This is a genomic window from Actinoplanes sp. NPDC049548, assembly GCF_040676695.1.
Classification (GTDB): domain Bacteria; phylum Actinomycetota; class Actinomycetes; order Mycobacteriales; family Micromonosporaceae; genus Actinoplanes.
This window is the reverse complement of record NZ_JBFAPM010000014.1, coordinates 113,010-132,722: the sequence shown is the minus strand read 5'-3', so window position 1 is coordinate 132,722 and position 19,713 is coordinate 113,010. Positions and strand designations below refer to the sequence as shown.

The following is a 19,713-nucleotide window of genomic DNA, read 5'->3' as shown; positions in this document are numbered from 1 at the left end:
GCGCGCCGCTCTGCTGGGACGGCATGGGCGCTGTGGGCGGCATGGACGCTGTGGGCGGCATAGAGGCCGAGGGCGCCATGGACGGCGGAGGCGCTATGGAGGGCTGCGCGTTCGCGGAGGGTGGTGACGGCATAGATGCCGGCGGTGGCATGGGAATGCGAGGCGCAGCGGAACGAGCCGCTCCCACCACACCCGCACCCTCAGCAAAACCCGCACTGACCGCTCCCGCGCCGCTGGCGGGTCCGGCCGTTCCTGCGCCGCTGGCGGGTCGGGCCGCTCCCGCGCCGCCGGCGGGTCGGGTCGCTTCCGCGCCGCTCGCCGGCTGGGCCGCTCCAGCGCCGCCGGCCGGCCAGGCAACCCCGGCGCCAGGCGAGGCTGCTCCGACCCCGCTGGAGGGCCGTACCGCCCCCGCGCTTCCCTCGGCCGCGGCGAAGAAGTCGAACTCGCGCGATCCGGGGGCTGGGGACGGCGCGCTCGGGCGTACCGGTGGGTTGTCCTGATGGGCCGCGGCCCGGGCCTTTGCGGCGGCGCGGGCGACGACCGGATCGATACCGCCCGACTGGTCTGCCGGATTGATCACCGCTTGCGGGGATCCGTCGCTTTCCGCGGTGGGTGAAGGCCAGCCGGTGCCGAACGGTGGGTCCAGCGGGCCGCCCGGCACGCCGTCGGCGGACACGTCCGTGATGCGGGGGATGAATGCCGTCTGCGCGTCACCGTCCGGTGCGCGGTGCCGACCCGAGTTCGTCGCGCCCTCCGCGGCGTCCGGCGGCACCATCACTCGGTGACCTCGGCGGATCGGAGGTCACTCGACCCGTCGTACGCCCGCACTGTCACGTTCCTCTCGACGGTTTCCGTGTAGCCGAGGCCGTAGTCGGCGACCGCATCCCGGAATTGCTGGACTCCCTCTGCGGACTCCAACGCCCGATGCATCGCTGTGGGTTCGCCGATCGCCGTGATCTTGAATGGTGGCGAGAAGACCTGGCCGTGTAGTAGCAGCGTGTTGCCGACACAGCGTACCGCGCTCGTGGAGATGACGCGGACATCCATGATCGACATTGCCTCGGCCCCACCTGCCCAGAGGGCGTTGACCACCGCCTGGACGTCACCCTGGTGGACGACCAGATCGTCGTTCTGAGGGGCGTCCGTGCCGCCGTCGGTGGGTCGCCGGGACGAGTCGTTGAGCGTCACCGTGATGCCCGGGCCGTGCAGCTGCGTGAAGCCGGCCTGTTCGCGCATGGCGTCGGCGCGTTGCCGGGCCTCTTTGACCGGTTCGTCGACGTCGGCGAGGCGGGCTGCGTCCTGGTCGACGGCCGTGCGCAGGGCCGCGGCGCGCTGTTCGCGCTCCTTGAGGCGGGTGCGCTTGTCGGTGATCAGCTGGGCGAGCTGCGGCCGGCGGTCGTCGCGCAGCGTCGTGCCGTCGGCGGTGGTGGCCGAGGTGGTGAAGAGCAGACCGGCCGCCAGGGCGATCAGCGGTACGCCCACCGACCACCCGCGCTGGCGCTGCGCCCGCCGCCGTGGCCGCAACCCGCCGAGGGCCCGGCGCAGGACTAGTCGCCACGAGGGCGTCCCCGTGGTGTACTCCACGTCGGTCTTCCTCCCCGTGCTGGTCCGAGAAAACCCACCGGCGGGTGCCTGTGCGCGCGCCGCCTTGACTACGCTAGCTATCGAACAGTATTCGCCACGGGCAGCATTCGGGGTTCCCCGGAGCCGCTCAGCGGTGGGTTGTTCACCACTTGTTGCCCTCAGGAGAGCGCCGTGCCGAAGTCACAGGTCCGCAAGAAGAAGGTCTACACGCCGCCGACGGACATCCGTCCGGCCGCTGCGGCCGCGTCCAAGAAGCCGAGTCCGGCCTGGGTGCCGATCAGCGCGGTCTTCCTGATCGTCTTCGGTATCGCCTGGCTGGTCGTCTATTACCTCTCGGAGCAGCAGTATCCGGTCGAGGCCTGGCGCTACTGGAACCTGCTCGTCGGCTTCGGTGCCATGGTCGCCTCCCTGGGAATCCTCTCTCGCTGGCGGTAGCCGCCGTAAAGTCGGATTCGTCCGAGTGGCGCACCTCCGGGCTCCGGCCCGCGGGGTGCGCTTTCGGCTGAGTGGGCGGATGAGACCAACTCAACCGGTGCTCCCGCATGCAATTTGATTACCCGTGGGTAACATGGGTCGGCACCGGCCGACCGAGGAGGCACAAGGCAGATGGGCACCCCGCAGATCGTCGCCACCGTCCTGGCGGGCGCCGTCACCCTCGTGGCGGTCGTCCTCGCGGTGCGGGCGGTCATCTCCATGACCGCGGTGATCCGTCAGGGCAAGCCCGACCCGGCGCGCTTCGGCGACAAGGGCACCCGGACGAAGACCATGCTCGTCGAGACCCTGGGCCACACCCGGATGCTGAAGTGGACCGCGGTCGGTGCGGCGCACTGGTTCGTCATGGTCTCTTTCATGATCCTGTTCCTGCTGGTGGTCGAGGCCTACTTCGAGGTCGTCGACCCGGCGGGCGGCCTGCCGATCGTCGGCCACTGGACGATCTACGGCCTGGTCACCGAGTGGATCGGCGTCCTGGGCCTGCTCGGCATCCTCTACCTGATCTACCGCCGGCAGCGTGACAAGCGCCGGAAGGTCTCCCGTTTCACCGGCTCGACCATGTGGCAGGGCTACTTCGTCGAGGCGATCATCGTCGGCGTCCTGATCTGCGGCTTCCTCATCCGCGGCTTCAAGGTCGCCAACGACACCTTCGAGTACTCGGCCTGGGCCACGCCGGTCAGCCACGGTGTCGGCGCGCTGCTGCCCTCCGCGGAGGACGGCCCCACCTGGGTGGCGCTGGTCAAGCTCTTCATCTCCATGGGCTGGCTGATCACCATCTCGCTCAACGTGACGATGGGTGTGGCCTGGCACCGCTTCCTGGCCTTCTTCAACATCTTCTTCAAGCGCAGCCCGGAGAAGCCCGCGGGCTCCGGCCTGGGCGCGCTCAAGCCGATGATGAGCGACGGCAAGCCGCTCGACTTCGAGGAGGCGGACCCCGAGAAGGACCAGTTCGGCGTCGCCCAGGTCGAGCAGTTCACCTGGAAGGGCCTGCTGGACTTCTCCACCTGTACGGAGTGCGGCCGCTGCCAGTCGCAGTGCCCGGCGTGGAACACGGCGAAGCCGTTGTCGCCCAAGCTGCTGGTGCTGTCGCTGCGCGACCACGCGTACGCGAAAGCCCCTTATCTTCTCGCCGGTGGTGGCAAGGACCTGACGGGCGAGGAGAAAGCGACCGAGGAACAGCTCAAGGGCGTCGACGTGCTGGCCCTGGCCGAGGCCGACCGGCCCCTGATCGGTGGCGCCGACGAGAACGGTGTCATCGACCCGGACGTGCTGTGGAGCTGCACCACCTGTGGGGCGTGCGTGGAGCAGTGCCCGGTGGACATCGAGCATGTCGACCACATCGTCGACATGCGCCGCTACCAGGTGCTGATCGAGTCCAACTTCCCGTCCGAGGCCGGCGTCATGCTGCGCAACCTCGAGAACAAGGGCAACCCGTGGGGCGCGCCGCAGAACACCCGCGAGGACTGGACCAAGGGCCTCGACTTCGAGATCAAGCGGGTCGGCGAGGAAGACTTCGAGTACCTGTTCTGGGTCGGCTGCGCAGGCGCGTTCGAGGACCGGGCCAAGAAGACGACGCGCGCGGTCGCCACGCTGCTGCACGAGGCCGGCGTGGACTTCGCGATCCTGGGCGAGGGCGAGACCTGCTCCGGCGACCCGGCCCGGCGCATCGGCAACGAGTTCATCTTCCAGATGCTCGCCCAGCAGAACGTCGAGACGCTGCAGGAGGCGAATGTCAAGAAGATCGTCGCCACCTGCCCGCACTGCTTCAACACCCTGGGCAACGAGTACGAGCAGCTGGGCCTGAAGGTCGAGGTCGTGCACCACACGCAGCTCCTCGCGCACCTCGTGAAGACCGGCAAGCTCACCCCGGTCCAGCCGATCGAGGGCGACGTGACCTACCACGACCCCTGCTACCTGGGCCGGCACAACCGGGTCTTCGAAGCCCCCCGCGAGGTGCTCGGCGAGGCGGCGACCCTCGTCGAGATGCCGCGCAACTCGGAGCGTTCCTTCTGCTGCGGCGCCGGCGGCGCGCGCATGTGGATGGAGGAGAAGATCGGCAAGCGGATCAACGTCGAGCGCACCGAGGAGGCGCTGGCCACCGGTGCCAAGACGATCGCGGTCGGCTGCCCGTTCTGCTACACGATGATCGGCGACGGGGTCACCGGCAAGGGCGAGCAGGAGAACGTCGAGGTCGTCGACGTGGCGAGCGTGCTGCTGCGCAGCATCAAGGGCGACAAGGCGCCGGCCTAGGCCGACTCATGAGGTCGCCGCGGCGGCAGAGGAGGCCGCCACCGCGGCGGCGATGGTCGCTGCCTGGATGCTCTGGATCGTCTTCTTGACGGCCGCGGCGGCCCAGGCCCCCTCGGAGACCTCCTTGAGCCGACGGCGGACCTGCTTTCGATCCAGGTCGCGGAAGATCTTGCGGTCCAGGCCCGTCGCTCCCACCAGGGCGCAGAGCGCAGCCGTACGCGCTTCGACCGGCCCCGACCCCGACACGGCGGCGATCAGGCGCTGCCGGGCCTCGGCCTCCGCCACCGGCTCCACCCCGTGCGGCGCGGGATAACGGGTGCGCGGGAACACGAACAGCACCCTTTCTTTTTCCCGGTTCAGCACGCCGGCGTCGACGAGCCGGTCCAGCGTTCGCGTACGGGTGTCGCGGGCGAAGGCCGACACCCAGTGCCTCGGCTGGCGGCCCTTCCCGTCGCGGGCGATCCGGGCCAGCGCCTCGTCCAGCAGCGGGTCACCGAGCGGAGCCGGATCGCGAACGACGACCCTGCCCTGTTCGACCGCCACCCGCTCCGCCAGAGCGAGGTCGAGCAGGAGTGCACCGGCCAGCCCGTGATCGAGCCGGGGACCGTCCAGCTCGGGCGATCCCTCGTTGCGGTACGCGAGAAGCACGAATTCCTCGGCGAGGTTCATGTGGTCCACGCTAACCGGATGGCGCATCCGGGTAACGCGGTCACCATCGGGACCTCCGGTTCCGGCACAATGAGGGCCGAGGTGAACCGATCATGGACGGCCTGATCCTGACCGCGGTGCTCCCGCTGGCGGCCTTCGCGCTGCTCACCGCGGGCAACGCGTTCTTCGTGGCCGCCGAGTTCGGGCTGGTCACCGTCGACCGGGCGGAGATCGACAAGCGCGCCGACGAGGGTGACCGCCGGGCCCGGACCGTCCGGCACGCGTTGCAGGAGCTGTCCTTCCAGCTCTCCGGTACGCAGCTCGGCATCACGCTGACCGCCCTGCTGACCGGCTACCTCGCCGAGCCGGCGCTGTCGCGGCTGTTCACGCCCCTGATCGAGCCGGTCGCCGGGCGCTACACCGAGACGTTCACCCACTTCCTCGCCCTGGCTCTGGCCACGCTCGTGTCGATGCTCTTCGGCGAGCTCGTCCCCAAGAACGCCGCGCTGGCCCGGCCGATGCGGGTCGCGTTGGTGACGGCGGCGCCGCTGCGTACCTTCTCGAAGCTCTTCAAATGGCTGATCGGCGCGCTGAACGGCTCGGCGAACTGGCTCGTCCGCCGGCTGGGCATCGAGCCGCAGGAGGAGCTGGCCAGCGCTCGCTCACCGGAGGAGCTCGGCCTGCTCGCCGCGATCAGCGCCCGCGCGGGAGCGCTGCCGGCCGAGACCGCGACGCTGCTGCGCCGCACCATCCGCTTCGGGGAGAAACGCGCGGCCAAGGCGATGACCCCGCGCGTCGACGTGGTCGGCCTCAAGACCACCGCCAGCGTCGCGGACCTGATCACGGTCGCCCGGGATACCGGACACACCCGCTTCCCCGTGTACGAGACGACGCTCGACCTCGTCGTGGGCGTGGTCGGGGTGCCGGACGCGCTCGGGGTGCCGCCCGACCGCCGGGCGTCGACGCGGGTGTCCGCCGTCGCCCGCGAGCCGGTGTACGTGCCCGAGAGCCTGGGCCTGGACAAGGTCCTCGCGGCGCTGCGGGCCGCCGACGCCGACCTCGCGATCGTGGTCGACGAGTACGGCGGCACGGACGGCGTGGTCACCGTCGAGGACCTGATCGAGGAGCTGGTCGGGGAGATCGCCGACGAGTACGACGTGGACGTCGCCGACGCGGGCAGCGAGATGCTCACTGCGCCGGACGGAGGCCGCACGTTCCTGGTCGACGGGCTGCTGCGCGAGGACGAGCTGGCGGAGCAGACGGGCTTCCGGCTGCCCGAGGGGCCGTACGAGACGCTCGCGGGCTTCCTGCTCGCCCGGCTGGGCCACATCCCGGTGGCAGGCGAGTCGCTCGAGGACGAGGGCTGGGAGTTCACCGTGATGGAGGTCGACCGGCACCGCATCGAGCAGGTCCGGGTCGTCGCGCCGCCGGAGCCCGCCGATGACTGAGCTGCTGGTGACGGTGGTGCTGCTGCTGGGCAACGCGCTGTTCGTCGGCGGGGAGTTCGCGCTCATCGCGTCGCGGCGTACGGCACTGGAGCCGCTCGCGGAGACGTCCCGTCCGGCCCGCTGGGCGCTGTCGGCGATGAACCAGATCCCGCTGATGATCGCCGGCGCGCAGCTGGGCATCACGATCTGCTCCCTGGGCCTGGGCGCGATCGCCGAGCCGGCGCTGGCGCACCTGCTGGAGGGCCCGTTCGCCGCGGCGGGCCTGCCGGAGAACGCGGTCCATCCGGTGGCGTTCGTGCTGGCCCTGGGCATCGTGGTCTTCCTGCACACGGTGGTCGGCGAGATGGTGCCGAAGAACATCACGCTGGCCGGCCCGGAACGCTCGGCGCTCATCCTCGGCCCGTTCATGCTGGCTTTCTGTACGGCGACCCGGCCCGTCCTGTCGGCGATGCGCTGGGCGTCCCGCACGGTGCTGCGCCTGTGGAAGATCGAAGCGACCGACGCCGTCAAGACGGTGTTCACCGCGGAGGAGCTCGCGGGCATGGTCACGCAGGCGCGGTCGGAAGGCCTGCTGGGCACGGAACAGTACGAGCGCATCCACGCGGCTCTGGGCCTGCGCGAACGGACGGCCGCGGACACCCTCCGGCCCTGGTCGGGCGTGACGACGGTGGCGGACGACGCGTCGCCGGCCACGATCGAGGCCGTGGCGACGCGCAGCGGCCGGTCCCGGTTCCCCGTGGTGCAGCGGGACTCCAGACGCGTGCTCGGCTTCGTACACGTGAAGGATGTCCTGGGTTATGAAGGCGCCGCGCGCCGCCTGCCCATCCCGGCGGAGATCATCCGACCGCTCGCGGTGGTGCCGCCCGACCGGAACCTGGCCGACCTGCTGCTGACCATGCGGCGCGACCGGCGGCACATCGTGCTGGTCAGCGACGGCCGGCGGCCGCTCGGGGTGATCGCCCTGGACGACGTCCTGCACGCGGTGGTGGGAGAGCCCGGCGAGCTGACCATTCGACCGACCACTTAAGGGGTGCTTTACACCACTTTTGCGCCGACGCGGAGTTTGTACTTAACACCTGTAGCCAAGTTTCGGACAATAGCCGCATGCTCGACACCCGCCGGTCCTGGTTCAGCCCACTCGGCGCGCTCGCGGCCACCGCCGTCCTCGGCGCCGGCCTGCTGGCCGTGGCCCACTTCGCCCAGCGCAGCGACGCCGCGCCCCGGCTCGCGCCGATGGTTTTGCCCCGCCCCTCCGGCGGCGTGCTCACCACCAGCGACATCGGATTCGGAGCCGCGGATCGCGTCGGCGCGGTGGGTGTGGCAACCGCGCCCGTGACGGTCCGCTACACCTTCGACGGTGGCGTCGCCGAGCCGATCACCGATGTCCGGGGCCGCCACGAGCTGCGTGCCCTCGGCCAGAACGGCGGCACGTTGAGCTTGGTCCCGCAGGGCGCCGGCCTGGCGGTGCAGTACCCCGCCCGCTGCACACTGATCCGCGAGCGCGAATGCCCGCGGGCGATCCTCGAGGGCCTGCGCGACGACGACCTCAACCCCGGCACCCGCCCGATGGAGTACGGCGCGTCGATCCTGATGACGCACAGCGACCTCGCCGACGGCGCCAACGTCTTCCAGAAGGGCTACTCGGTCGGCGGCGTGAGCCAGTTCAAGCTCCAGGTCGACCACCGCCAGGGCCACCCCAGCTGTGTGATCGCGAGCCGCACCCGCATCTACCGCGCCGAACCGGCCGTCGACGTCGCCGACGGGGTGTGGCACGACCTGAGCTGCGCCCGTACGGCTGACCGGCTGACCCTGACGGTCGACGGCGTCGAGCGGGCGTCGGTGGCCGTACCGATGAACCTCTCGATCGCCAACGCCGAGCCGCTGCGGGTCGGCGGCAAGGGCGCGAACAAGGGCAACGACCAGTACGCGGGCCAGATCGACAACGTCTTCCTGACCATCAGCTGAGGGTACCTACATATGTAGCTCGTCTACGTATATAGTGATCGCCATGAGCGACAAACCCTCCCGGATGCGGGAGCCGACGTACTTCATCCTGGCCGCCCTTCAGGATGAACCGCTCCACGGGTACGCGATCATCAAGCAGGTCGAGACCCTGTCGCAGGGCCGCGTGAAGCTGGCGACCGGCACCCTCTACACCGCGCTCGACCGCCTGACCGGCGAAGGGTACGTCCACGTCGTCAACGAGGAAATCGTCAACGGCCGGGCGCGCCGCTACTACACGCTGACACCCGGCGGACTCTCCGCCCTGCGCACGGAGGCGGTCCACCTCGCCGAGGCGGCGCGCGTGGTCACCGACCGCGCGACCCGGCACTCCACCCGCCCCGCGGCGGGCCTCGCATGACCGCCCCGGCCCTGGAACGCCGCTACGCGCGCCTCCTGCGGCTCTACCCGGCCGACTATCGCCGAGCGCGCGGCGCCGAAGTGCTGGAGACCCTGATGGAGTCGGCCGATGGCACCTCGCCGCGCGAGGTGGTCGCGCTCGTGCTCGGTGCCCTCCGGGTACGCGCCGGCCGCGTTCACCGCCAGAGCCTCCGCCAGAGCTGGCCGGCCGCCGCCCGCGCGGGCGTTCTCATGCTGCTGGTCTCCGCGGTGGCGAACGCCGTCGTACGCCTCACCATGCTGAACGCTCTGCAAGTGATCGCGCTCGGCCCGGCCGTGATCGCCCTGTTCGCCGCTTGGCGTGCGTACCACCGCCTCGCGGCCGCGTCGGCAGCGGTCGCATTCGGCCTCACCATGACCGGTCCGGGCTTCGGCATCTTCTGGCACCTACCGCTGGCCGTCGTGCTCCTGCTGACGATGCGCAGGCACAAACATGTGCCCGTCTTCGGACTGCTCCGGTACGCCCCGCTCGCCCCGCTCCTGCTGGTCGCGACCGACCACGGGCTCGGCCGGTTCCTCCCGGACATCTCGGGGTGGCTCAACTTCGGCATGCTCGTGGCGCTCACCACGGCCGGACTGCTCTGGGCGGTCGTGGATGAGCGGGTCACGATGGCGCTGGGCCTGATGCTGCTCAGCGGGTTGCTGATCCAACTCGGCTTCGTGGTCGGCCTCAGGGGAGTGCAGAGCCTCGGGCCGGCCGCCTTGTCCCTTGCCGTCGCAGCTCTTCCTCCCGCTGCCCTGCTGCTGGCGTCGCTGACGGTCGCCCGGCGCGAGGCACGAATCTGATCCACCACACGGCAACGGGGGTCCCTCCGCCCGGGCTCCGCCGGGCTCGGCCGGTTCCCGGCCGGAGGGGTCGGCACGGCACCGGGTCGTGGCATGCTCGTGGCATGAACCGGGACGACCTCGTCCGCCTGCGCCGGGTCCGCGACCGGATGGACCGCGACTTCGCGCAACCTCTGGACGTGCCGGCGCTCGCCCGCGAGGCGCTCATGTCACCGGGCCACTTCTCGCGCAGCTTCCGCGCGGCCTTCGGCGAAACGCCCTACAACCACCTCATGACCAGGCGCATCGAACGAGCCAAGGCACTGCTGCGCCGCGGCGACCTCACCGTCACCGAGGTGTGCTTCGCCGTCGGCTGTACGTCCCTGGGCTCCTTCAGCTCCCGCTTCACCGAACTGGTCGGCGAGACCCCCAGCGCGTACCGAGCCCGCAACCACGACGCGGGCGCCGCCATCCCCGCCTGCTTCGCCAAGATTCTCACCAGGCCGGTCAGGAACGGAGAAGCCTCGACGGCACCGCCGAAACTAACGTGAGCTGCATGGACATCAAGGTTTCGCACTGCTTCATCACCGTCGACGACCACGACAAGGCCCTCGGTTTCTACCGCGACGTACTGGGCCTCCAGGTCCGCACCGACATCCGCTTCGAGGGCATGCGCTGGGTGACCGTGTCCCCGCCGAACCAGCCCGAACTGGAGATCACCATCGAGACGGTCGACTCCAACCCGAACGCCTCCCGGGACGACAAGCAGAAGCAGTCCGAGCTCCTCGCCAAAGGCATGCTCCGCGGCCTGATCTTCGCCACGGACGACGTCGACGCGGCCTTCGACCACATCCGCGCCTCGGGCGCCGAGGTCCTCCAGGAACCGATGGACCAACCGTACGGCGTCCGCGACTGCGCCTTCCGCGACCCGGCGGGCAACATGATCCGCTTCAACCAACCCCGCAAGCGGTAGGTCCGGCATCGTCATGGCGGTGGAAGCGCACCGCCATGACACCGGGGAGCTGAACCTGTCGGCGTCTGCGCCCGTTCCTAGGTGGCATCTCGTCGACGAAAGGACCACCCATGCCCGTCTGGGGAACCCAGTGGGAGAAGACGATCGGCCAGGACCTTCCCGACACGGTCAAGAGCTACCGGAACGCCAAAGCCACGGCAGGCCACAACTCCGGCCTCTACGAGGCGATCGACGCCCACCTGTCGGCAAGCGTCGAAAAGCTCGCCGGGCGCTACCACGACCCCTCGAAGATTCTGCCGCCGACACAGGCGAACGAGCTCATTGAGAGATTCCGCAACCAAGCTCATGCTCCGCGGAGCCGAAGCGGCCTTTCGGCGGAGAAGCAGACCCAGCTGGCCAGGCTCGCCTGGCACCTGCGCATCGCCAACGAGCGCGTGACCAAGGCAACCGAAGAAGCACGCCTTCGCGCCGCCGCCACCCAGTTCGTCACCGGCCGTGCCCCTGCCGCCGCCAACGTCCCGAGCACCCCACCAGCCCATCTGGCCTGGACCACGGCCCAAGCAACACGCCAGGCCCGAGTCCGCTGACCGACCCTGAGCCGGGCCCGCCGCCGCGGCGCCTGTTGCCGGACAGACAGGGGACACCTGCCGTACCTGTAGCCCCTATCGTCTCGGCAGCTCAGCGCACCTCGGGGGACAGGGACCACTGAGCTTGTCGTGCAACCAGTTCGGCTGGGGCTTGGCCTGCTGAATCGCCGGCGGTGCTCGGCCGGCTCGGTCCAGCGCTTGTCGTCACCTCAACGAGGTTGCTGCGCGACCCCCGTGTCCCTGTGCTGCTTTCAGTCTCGGTCGCGATGAACCTTGAGCCCCGAAGCTTCGTCGTGGAGGTAAGTACTCGGGTCTGAAGGGAGCAGCTGTGTCGGATCAGGATCAGTTCGCGTCGCATTCCAGCGACAGTGATTACTACGAGCGAGTTCGGAACCGTAGGGGAGTCGCGAGAGGCCAGTCGTCGGAGGCCGGCTCACGTGGCGGATCAGAGTATTGGAATCCGGCCGTGCTGGGTGACCGCGGGTACTACGGGGAGTTCGCTCCGCGAGCGGCGCCTTCTTCACGTTCGATCCCGTCGGAGGCGCCTCCGCGCTATGAGAATGTGAGCGCCGCTCCGCCGTCGTACTCGTCGAATGCTTCGCATCGGAGTCGGCCCGCCGGTCGGGGTTTGGCCGGGGCAGACGTAGCGGATTGGGTTGCTCGCCACGCGTCGCGACGGTCGGCCAACGGATCATCATCAACCTCCTCCGTCGCTGCTTCCGACACTTCGCACGGTTCGCAGGAAATGCCGAGGACGCTACGTCAGCCCTCGGGCACAGTGGCCGACGCGGCGGCACAGTGGCGCACCGCGCAAGCGGCCGCGGCGCGACAGCGCATCGTGGACGAGCGAACCGCTGCTCTGACCCCAGCCAGGCGCCTTCCCCGTCCCGGCGGCACGGACCAAGCTCGCCGCGGTCCAGCCAGATAAACGGTGGCCGGCCGAACCTCCGAACGACCGCGTACCCCTGGCTTGTGGAATCTCGAAAGGCGCTTGGGTCTTAAGCCCGCAGTGTTCAGGGCGCCGGTCGGCGCGGGTTCGGGTGTCCCTTGCCGCGATCGGCCTGGCCCGTCCATGACGTGCCAGGCCGGCCGGCCACGCTGGCGATGTGAGCCCGAAGTCCCGGGGCTGCGGACCATCGATCCTGGCCTGGGCCTCAGTCGTTGGAACGGGTGACGGGAATCGAACCCGCACTGTCAGCCTGGGAACCGTACAAAGTCGCCCGGCAATCCCGTCGGAGTGCAGATCGAGGCGGCGCTCAGTGCCGCGTTCAGACGGTTCGGGCACGGCCGACCGGCGCCCGTAGGCCCATGCAGATCGGAGACGACCCCGATCAACCCAGCGAACCCGGCGGTTCCTCGGGCCGGTGGCTGCCGGCGGCGGTACGCGCCTGGGCCACGATGGCCTGCAGTGCGGAGAGGTGCTGCTCGAGCCGTGCGCTGCCGCGCTGAGTGGCCCGCAGCCACGTGCGGGGAGCGCGGCCTACGGAGCCCTTGTGTACCTCGACATATCCGGCCTTACTGAGCGTGGCGACCTGCTTGGACAATGCCGGATCGGTGAGTTGCACGCTGTCTCGGACGAAGGCGAACTCACACCAGACGGCGCCGGTGAGCAGCGAGACGATGCCGAGGCGGGTCGGGTCCAGCAGAAGCGGGTCAAGATCGGTGTTGCCGGGCGGAATCCGGTAGCGCGGGCTCATCGCGGGGTGCGGCTCAGCCTGTGACGCACTGCTCGTTCGATCACCCACGAAAGCGGTATGAAGACGAGGGTCACGATCGTGCCGGTGATCGCCAGGTTGTGCTCCACCATGAACGTGGGTGCACCGAAGCGTCGGGGCAGGTCGGCGCCGACGGCCACAATCCCCGTCGCGACGTACATGATCCCGATGGTGGCGTACATGAGGCGGACGCGCGGGGGAAGCGGTACGCCGTAGGCCCGCCGGCCGAACGCAGTGGCGAGTCCCGGGGAAAGGCGCGGCAGCTTCTGCCAGGCGATGGTGAGCAGCACGAGGACGGGGAACACCACGTCGAACCAGCGGGGCGCGAAGTCCGTCACCGCGAGGAGAATGATCATCATCATCGCAGCGGCGACGTATACCCAGAGCGGTTCGTCTGTTCCGATGATGGCGTGCCGGCGCTGCCGGTCGGCGAGGGACAGGGCCCGGGCAGCCTCTCCAGGATCGGGCAATGCGGTCATGCTTTCCTCACCCTCATAGGTTGCTTGAAAGGAAAGTAGCGGCTTCTTTCTGTTCAGGCAAGTCCATGGGTCCCGCCACGCGAGGTCGAGTGGACGGCTGGGGTGGCCGAGTGTCGTCGTCGGCTCATCCGGCTTCAAGCCGAGGCTGTCAGCCTTGGACGTAGCCGGCGCGTCGAGCAGAACTTCGCCCGTTGGACGGGCCGCTACGCCGATCGAACTGTCATGAGCGCCGACGCACGGCACCGAGAAGGCCGGCGTGCCGGGTTTGCAGTTCCACGATCTTCGGCGCACCACAGACACACCTAGGGGGCTGAAACCGTCACTCCACGCGGGACGCGTTGATCTCCCGCACAAGACAGCCGGCCGGGCCAAGATCTGCCGACTCCCTCGGCAAGCGAAATGCTCGGAGTTCGGCGCACGATGTGAGGAAATTGTGAGGAACTAGTTTGGGCGCCACGATTTTACAAGCATGAATATATCGTATGGGCAGACCCAGGTGGCCGAACACGCAGTCCGGCCGATGCCATCCTTGCCAGCGTGATGCGCGTCGCATCGAATGTGTAGGTCGCAGTCACGCAAGGAAAGTGACAGGCCATCGACGGGCAACGAAGCAGCGAACCGCCTCGCAAACGGCATGACGCCTTTGGCCGATGGTCTGACCTGCAGACAGCCATGATCGGGCCCGGTCACAGCCCGCGAAAGAGTGGAGACAATCCCCGTGGAAAGAATGACCACCAACCGACGGTTCACCAGATTGCGCAGCCGACGGATGGGACTAGCTGCTGCCGCCGTCCTCACGGCCGGTGCAGCGACAATGGTATCGGCCCTTCCGGCATCCGCCGCGACCCGTCTCGGAGGGATCAACGTCCAAGCGGCTTGCGATGTGCAATACGAGCAGGCCTACGCCCACCTGGTGGAGCACAACGCGTTCGGCTGGAAGTGCACCAACTCGTTCGACCGCCCGGTGAACATGGGCTGGGCATGCCGCGACCAGTACAAGACCGCCTCCGCGTACGCCAGCTACAGCAACTTCAACGATCCTTACAGCTGGTCCTGCTACCGATGAGGCCGTGCGGACCGCTCGGCAATGGCATGATCGCCGTCTCGGCACGTCACGTCGGACAAAACCCGTGGGGCGGCGTGCGTAAAAGGCGGTCCCGGCAAGCGCAGCGGCTGGATCCGGCAGGTCTTCGCTGACGCGATGGACAAGGCGTTCAAGGCCGCCCGGCGCAAGCCGGGCGTGCGCAAGGCAAAGCGGGTTGACGGGGCGAGAAACCGACCGCTGAAGGAAGCCAATGGCCCATCCCTGTGTCAGCATGGCCTAGCAATACGGAAGCCCTGGCGGGACCATCGGTCCTGACCAGGGCTTCCGTCGTTGGAGCGGGTGACGGGAATCGAACCCGCACTGTCAGCTTGGGAACAACGCAACGATCATCCCATGTGGACTCGATCGGTCCCGGAAAGTGCCACTCACCTGCCCGTACGTTTCAGCGGCATCCCGGCGCATCCCGCGGCCGCCCCGGCAGTTCCGGACGGTTCCCCAACAAAATCCCCAGTACGGACCACTCCGTCCCGTACGGTGCCACGGCATCCCCGTGCCCGAATGGGTGCCAGTCGGCGGCCCCTGGCGGCACGTACCCCGCCAGCTGCCATGTCTGCGGTATGGGCTGGCCGGTGCTATGCGCGCCTGGCTTGGCGGATTGCTCTCCCATCACCGTGTTCAGCGGCGCCGGACCGCTTAACGTGGAGTCATGGGTTCGCAGGACCTGACGGGTTCGAGCCAGGATGGTGATGACGGTCGACGGCGTGAGCGGAGCGTGGACGACCGCGTCGTGGCCGCCGACGAGCGGGATCACATCGCTGACGAGCGGGAACGTTTGGCGGATCAACGTGAGCAGATCGCTGACGAGCGAGACCGTATCTCCGATGCCCGGGAAGCGCGTGCGGACGCCCGCGAGAGGCGGCTTGACGAGTGGGAGCGGACGCTGGCCGAGCGTCATGAGCGCCTGCGCGCCGGCTCCGAGGACCGTGTGCGAGAGAGCCGGGCGGCGATCGAGCGGGGTCTGCAGGCGGTGGAACGGTCTCGGGCCCGGCTCGAGCGGGCCGACGCCGCGTTGTCCGCGGGGGAGCGACGAGCGGATCGAGAACAGGCCGAGATCGATCGGGAGATGAGCCGCAGTCGCCGTGAGGATGACGACGGGCAGTTCTAAGCCGCATGGGCTGATATCAGGCGACGTCATGGCTTGGCGGGGCCGGACAGCAGCAGCTCAGCTCCGATCTGGTGGAACAGCCACCGCAGGCGCGGATTCGCACCGCGGACGTGGAAGGTGTCGCCGTGGCTGGCCACCGCTTCGGCGAGCCTCGTCAACGCCCGGGCCCCGGCTACGTCGCAGAAGGCGAGGCCGCTCAAATTCACCACGACCGGCCCGACTGGCCCGAGTGTGATCACGGCGTGCAGCTCGTCCACCAGCGCCGAGACGGTGGACAGGTCGAGTTCACCGCAAAGGTGGATAGTCAGCTCGGTACTGGCTGTCGTCGTGACACGCACCGTACCCTTGGGGTCGTGGGCGGTCGACGGCTGCACGAACGTCACCGCTTCGCGATCTCGGGTCGGATCGTGGCCCAGACAACCTTGCCCTGCGCGGTGGGGATCGCACCCCACGCGGCCGCGGCCGCGTGTACTACCGCCAGCCCCAGCCCGCGCGACGGCAACTCGCCGGAGCGCAGCGGAAGCGTTTCGAGCAGCCGGGGCATGATCGGATCACCGTCTTGCACGATCAGGTGCACCCCGGTGCCTCTGCGGGACACGACCACGGTGATCGAGGTGCCGGCGTGCTGCGCGGCATTGCCCACCAGCTCGGAAACCACTAGCTCGGCCCGCTCGGCGAGATCGCTAAGGCGCCAGGCCGCACAGGCTTCGGTGACCGCCGCACGGGCCGGCACCGCTGTGCCGGCCCCGGCAGGAAGCAGCACTACGACCCGATCGGTCAACGGCCTTCGGTCGCACGCCGCGGCCCGCGCCTGCTCGAACGTGGCGAACACCGGCAGGAACCGCCTTGCGCCCAAGCGCCGCAGCCGTGCGGCAATCTCGAAGCCGGCGGGCACGCACACCACTACCTGTACCGGCGGATCCATCCGCTGCGCCAAGCGTCGAACCGTCAGCCACAGACCGGCGCTGGCACCGTTCTGGTCGTCCAGCTCCCGCAGGTCGACGACGAGACCGGCGGGATGCGCGCTCAAGCATTTCCGGGCCGCCAGATGGGCATCGCATTGCAGCGGCAACAGGTACGGGCCGTGCACCGCCAGCACCGCCACCGACGACTCCACTTCCAATGTGACGCGGACACCACCAGCCTGGGCGGGCTCATTGCGACGCAGCAGATACGGCGGTACGAGACGCCTGCCCGGCGCCCGATGTCCGCCGACCCCGCCCCATCAATCGTGATGCACCCGGCAGCACAGCCTCTCTAGCCGCAGCACCGCATCGCCACGGCGCCGTTACCGGAAGTCTCCCAAGCGGCAGCCATGGTCACAATCGTTCGCACCCCGGCCACTGCGACGACGCCTTCGACGCGGTGAACACACCGGAACCGCCGCCGATCGCCCAACCTGCGGACGCACGTCACGGCCAGCCACTCAGTTCCGAAACCTCAACGCACCCGAGCCTCACGCAGAGCACTGACCTGAGCAAGCGGGAAAGGCTTCGGGACTCGATCAGACAGCCACACTGTCACGCCATCAGGTCCCGATGGGTCATCACCGGCCGGGGCGGGGCCACGGATGCCCGTCAGAACCACCGGGTTCTACCACCGAGCCGGATTTGCGGCTCGCGCTGACCACAGGCGCCCTGAGCTCCCCACCCCCGCCTGCGTGACGCTTCAGCGCCCCTGCGTGTCACAGCCCGCTGGCGAGCTGACGCGCGGCGGTCTGCGCTAGGTTCGCCCCGCTGGCCGCGGCGCGCTGCACCAACCACAGGTACGCCTCACGCGCGGTGCAGCCCTCGCACGCCCGGACGAGGTGGATGGCTTGCTGGATGACCTCACGCACGGCAAGGGCCTGGGTGAGTCCGGCCAGTAGTTCCAGGCCGCCAGCGTCCAGCGTCCCGAACTGTTCTCCCGGCAGCACGATTTGCTGCTGCGGCCGGTAAATCGACCACACCCCGCCGATCAGCGGTGCCATCGTGGCTAGCTCACGGCCGTGCATGTTCAGCACGGCCACACAGGCGCCGCTACCGGTGTACAGCGGCGCCGACATCGTGGCGTTCAGTCCGTAGCGGCGCGCGACCCGGGCGAAGTCCGGCCATATCATCGTCGTGGTCACGTCCGGCACGGCCATGGGTTCCTGCTGCTCGAGGGCTCGCACGCAGGGGCCGTCCTGCGCCTGGTACTGAACGGCATCGATTGCCCGGGCCACCTCACTGCTGGCCGCTACCGTGACGTAGCCGGCGTCGGCCATCGATGTGATCGACGCGTAGCTGAGCCCGCCCACCCGGTCGACGGTCAGTTGCGCGATCGTCTCAAGCAGCGGCTCCACACCCGGATCGTCGTCCGGGGTGCCGGCCAGGGCCGCCAGGGCATCGGCCAACAGTCGACCGTCTTGCGGGTTCGGCTGCTCGGCGTGACCCGCGACGTTCCCCGAATCTTCGGAAGATCGGTCAGGCAGCGACACAGCCGGATATGTGATGGCGCGGAGTCCGGTCGCGTCGCCTTTGTCGGCGGTCAGCGTATCGGAGTTCCGGCGCTGACCTGAGCAGGAGGTTTCGGGTATTTGCCCGCCACGATACTCGGACTGCCGGGCTGTGTTGGACCGCCCGTAGCCTTCAGCGGGAGCATTGGCTGTGGCGCGAGGCCATGACCCTGTGCGGCCTGGCGAAGACGTACGACCACCGGCCGGTCCTGCCCAAGCTGCTGCGAGTGCGCTGCGATGAAGCGCTGGACGTGCTGACCATCCGGATGGTGCGAGGCCAGAGCCCAGCGGATTTCCAGAAGGTGACGGCGAATCTGGCGTATGCCTTCGGCCGAAGGCACGCACGGGTCTACGCCGAACACCCCGATGATGCGCCGGACCGGACGGGCCGGGCGGCCTGGCTGCTACGTGCGGTCGACCGGGTGCGATTCCGCGACCGGCCAACCGTGGTCTACCTCGTGCTCGTCCGGACGGATGCCCTGCGCAAGGTGGTCGAACCGTTCCCCGTTCCGGCGGTGCCCGACTTCACCTCCTTGCCGCTGGCTGCGCACCTGGTCACTGCACCTGCTCGCCACGCACGTCCTGGTCGGCGGCGCCACTCGGCGCGGTAAGGGCTCGGTGCTGTGGTCGCTGGTCCGGTCGCTGGCCGGCGGCGTCTCATCGGGGTTGGTGCGGCTCTGGGTGATTGACCCGAAGGGCGGCATGGAGTTCGCCATGGGCCGGCCCATGTTCGCCCGGTTCGCAAGTAAGTCTTTCGAGGCGATGGCCGACTTGCTCGATGAGGCGGTCACCGTGCTGCGGGAACGGCAGGCACGGTTGGCGGGTGTTGTCCGGGTGCACACTCCGACCACGGACGACCCGCTCGTGGTGGTGCTCATCGACGAGATGGCGGCACTGACCGCGTACCTCCAGGACAGCGACCTGAAGAAGCGGATCGCGAACTCCCTAGGGCTGCTGCTGTCGCAGGGTGCGGGCGTCGGAGTTCTCGTGGTCGCCGCGCTCCAGGACCCCCGCAAGGAGGTGCTGCCGTTCCGGGACCTGTTCCCGACCCGGATCGCCCTCGGGCTTACCGAAGAGTCCCAGGTGGACATGGTGCTCGGCGACGGCGCACGGGACCGTGGTGCGTTGGCGGACCAGATGCCCCGGTGGGCCAAGGGCGTCGCCTACGTGATCCTCGACGGCACCCCGGACCCGTTACGGATCCGCTTCTCCTACCTCAGCGACGACCACATCCGGGCGATGGCCGCGGAGCACCCGGCCCCGGCCCACGCGGCCGACATCCTCGCCCAGGTCGGCCGGGAGACCGCCCCCGAACCGGACCGCTTGCCAGCACCGCGCCGGGCGGGGTCTCGGCCGCTGCTCCCGAAGTCCCTGCTCGATGCCCTGAACCCCCGGTCCGACGTCGAGGAGGAAGAAGCATGACCGCCGAGCGACCCGCACGCCGCTTCTATCGACTCCGCGCTCCTGGCGCCGACGGTGAGCGGACCGCCGTGTCCGTCCGGGTCGATACCGAACGCGCCGACCCATTCCCGGTCTACCTCGCCGTCGGTGCTGGCCGCCGCCGCATGTACCTCACCGATGCCGAGGCCTGGACGCTCTGGCGCTGCCTGTCCGAAGCAGTGGCCTCGCTGGGGGATCCGCCTGACCACATCCGTACAGATCTTCGCCCGAGCGGGAGGTGAGCAC

20 protein-coding genes and 1 pseudogene are annotated in these 19,713 nt (G+C 69.2%); 14 read left to right on the top strand and 7 right to left on the bottom strand.

Features of this window, described 5'->3' with window-relative positions:
- Positions 1-774: 774 nt before the first annotated feature.
- Complete coding sequence (locus AB0J80_RS26100) at positions 775-1,584, bottom strand: DUF881 domain-containing protein (RefSeq protein WP_364709727.1); 810 nt, start codon at positions 1,582-1,584, stop codon at positions 775-777.
- A 171-nt stretch (positions 1,585-1,755) separates the two neighbouring features.
- Here AB0J80_RS26100 and AB0J80_RS26095 point away from each other — a divergent pair, with 171 nt between their 5' ends.
- Positions 1,756-2,019, top strand: a complete 264-nt coding sequence (locus tag AB0J80_RS26095; protein WP_364709726.1) for a cell division protein CrgA — start codon at positions 1,756-1,758, stop codon at positions 2,017-2,019.
- Between the two features lie 171 nt (positions 2,020-2,190).
- A complete protein-coding gene (locus AB0J80_RS26090; RefSeq protein WP_364709723.1) occupies positions 2,191-4,326 on the top strand; it encodes a (Fe-S)-binding protein in 2,136 nt (711 codons plus the stop codon).
- Between the two features lie 6 nt (positions 4,327-4,332).
- Here the strand turns inward: AB0J80_RS26090 and AB0J80_RS26085 are convergent, their stop codons facing one another.
- The gene (locus AB0J80_RS26085; protein ID WP_364709721.1) at positions 4,333-4,995 is read right to left on the bottom strand and encodes a GPP34 family phosphoprotein; all 663 of its coding nucleotides are present in this window, start codon (positions 4,993-4,995) and stop codon (positions 4,333-4,335) included.
- A 92-nt stretch (positions 4,996-5,087) separates the two neighbouring features.
- On the opposite strand from AB0J80_RS26085, the gene AB0J80_RS26080 reads away from it, so the two are divergent.
- The 8 genes from AB0J80_RS26080 (at position 5,088) to AB0J80_RS26045 (ending at position 11,147) form a co-directional block, all read left to right on the top strand.
- Entirely contained in the window at positions 5,088-6,422 is a 1,335-nt protein-coding gene (locus tag AB0J80_RS26080; protein ID WP_364709719.1) for a hemolysin family protein, read from the top strand.
- Positions 6,415-7,449, top strand: a complete 1,035-nt coding sequence (locus AB0J80_RS26075) for a hemolysin family protein (RefSeq protein ID WP_364709716.1) — start codon at positions 6,415-6,417, stop codon at positions 7,447-7,449. The genes AB0J80_RS26080 and AB0J80_RS26075 overlap by 8 nt, the downstream gene beginning before the upstream one ends.
- A gap of 77 nt (positions 7,450-7,526) precedes the next feature.
- A complete protein-coding gene (locus AB0J80_RS26070) occupies positions 7,527-8,387 on the top strand; it encodes a LamG-like jellyroll fold domain-containing protein (protein WP_364709714.1) in 861 nt (286 codons plus the stop codon).
- Positions 8,388-8,430: 43 nt separating this feature from the next.
- Positions 8,431-8,784 carry a PadR family transcriptional regulator gene (locus AB0J80_RS26065; protein ID WP_364709712.1) on the top strand — a complete coding sequence of 118 codons (354 nt, stop codon included), beginning with the start codon at positions 8,431-8,433 and terminating at the stop codon, positions 8,782-8,784.
- Positions 8,781-9,608, top strand: coding sequence for a hypothetical protein (locus tag AB0J80_RS26060; RefSeq protein ID WP_364709709.1), 828 nt, complete (start codon positions 8,781-8,783; stop codon positions 9,606-9,608). The genes AB0J80_RS26065 and AB0J80_RS26060 overlap by 4 nt, the downstream gene beginning before the upstream one ends.
- 104 nt (positions 9,609-9,712) lie before the next feature.
- Positions 9,713-10,138: a helix-turn-helix transcriptional regulator gene (locus AB0J80_RS26055; protein WP_364709707.1), complete on the top strand. Its 426-nt coding sequence runs from the start codon at positions 9,713-9,715 to the stop codon at positions 10,136-10,138.
- 5 nt (positions 10,139-10,143) lie between these two features.
- The gene (locus tag AB0J80_RS26050) at positions 10,144-10,560 is read left to right on the top strand and encodes a VOC family protein (protein ID WP_364709704.1); all 417 of its coding nucleotides are present in this window, start codon (positions 10,144-10,146) and stop codon (positions 10,558-10,560) included.
- A gap of 110 nt (positions 10,561-10,670) precedes the next feature.
- Positions 10,671-11,147 carry a hypothetical protein gene (locus AB0J80_RS26045; RefSeq protein WP_364709701.1) on the top strand — a complete coding sequence of 159 codons (477 nt, stop codon included), beginning with the start codon at positions 10,671-10,673 and terminating at the stop codon, positions 11,145-11,147.
- Positions 11,148-12,478: 1,331 nt separating this feature from the next.
- Here AB0J80_RS26045 and AB0J80_RS26040 read toward each other — a convergent pair.
- A complete protein-coding gene (locus tag AB0J80_RS26040) occupies positions 12,479-12,844 on the bottom strand; it encodes a transcriptional regulator (protein ID WP_364709699.1) in 366 nt (121 codons plus the stop codon).
- On the bottom strand, positions 12,841-13,635 hold the full coding sequence (locus AB0J80_RS26035) for a hypothetical protein (protein ID WP_364709696.1): 795 nt from the start codon (positions 13,633-13,635) through the stop codon (positions 12,841-12,843). Before AB0J80_RS26035 ends, AB0J80_RS26040 begins: the two co-directional genes overlap by 4 nt.
- 589 nt (positions 13,636-14,224) lie before the next feature.
- Between AB0J80_RS26035 and AB0J80_RS26030 the strand changes: the two genes are divergently transcribed.
- Complete coding sequence (locus AB0J80_RS26030; protein ID WP_364709693.1) at positions 14,225-14,407, top strand: hypothetical protein; 183 nt, start codon at positions 14,225-14,227, stop codon at positions 14,405-14,407.
- Between the two features lie 685 nt (positions 14,408-15,092).
- Complete coding sequence (locus AB0J80_RS26025) at positions 15,093-15,551, top strand: hypothetical protein (RefSeq protein WP_364709690.1); 459 nt, start codon at positions 15,093-15,095, stop codon at positions 15,549-15,551.
- Between the two features lie 26 nt (positions 15,552-15,577).
- Here the strand turns inward: AB0J80_RS26025 and AB0J80_RS26020 are convergent, their stop codons facing one another.
- The 3 genes from AB0J80_RS26020 to AB0J80_RS26010 all read right to left on the bottom strand — a co-directional run bounded on the left by AB0J80_RS26020 (position 15,578) and on the right by AB0J80_RS26010 (position 17,925).
- Entirely contained in the window at positions 15,578-15,934 is a 357-nt protein-coding gene (locus AB0J80_RS26020; RefSeq protein WP_364709689.1) for an STAS domain-containing protein, read from the bottom strand.
- The gene (locus AB0J80_RS26015) at positions 15,931-16,656 is read right to left on the bottom strand and encodes an ATP-binding protein (protein ID WP_364709687.1); all 726 of its coding nucleotides are present in this window, start codon (positions 16,654-16,656) and stop codon (positions 15,931-15,933) included. The genes AB0J80_RS26020 and AB0J80_RS26015 overlap by 4 nt, the downstream gene beginning before the upstream one ends.
- A 579-nt stretch (positions 16,657-17,235) precedes the next feature.
- Complete coding sequence (locus AB0J80_RS26010) at positions 17,236-17,925, bottom strand: GAF and ANTAR domain-containing protein (RefSeq protein ID WP_364709685.1); 690 nt, start codon at positions 17,923-17,925, stop codon at positions 17,236-17,238.
- Positions 17,926-18,176: 251 nt separating this feature from the next.
- On the opposite strand from AB0J80_RS26010, the pseudogene AB0J80_RS26005 reads away from it, so the two are divergent.
- Positions 18,177-19,449, top strand: a pseudogene (locus AB0J80_RS26005) (FtsK/SpoIIIE domain-containing protein); the annotation flags it as partial.
- Entirely contained in the window at positions 19,446-19,709 is a 264-nt protein-coding gene (locus tag AB0J80_RS26000; protein ID WP_364709682.1) for a hypothetical protein, read from the top strand. The pseudogene AB0J80_RS26005 and the gene AB0J80_RS26000, both read left to right, overlap by 4 nt.
- Positions 19,710-19,713 lie beyond the last annotated feature (4 nt).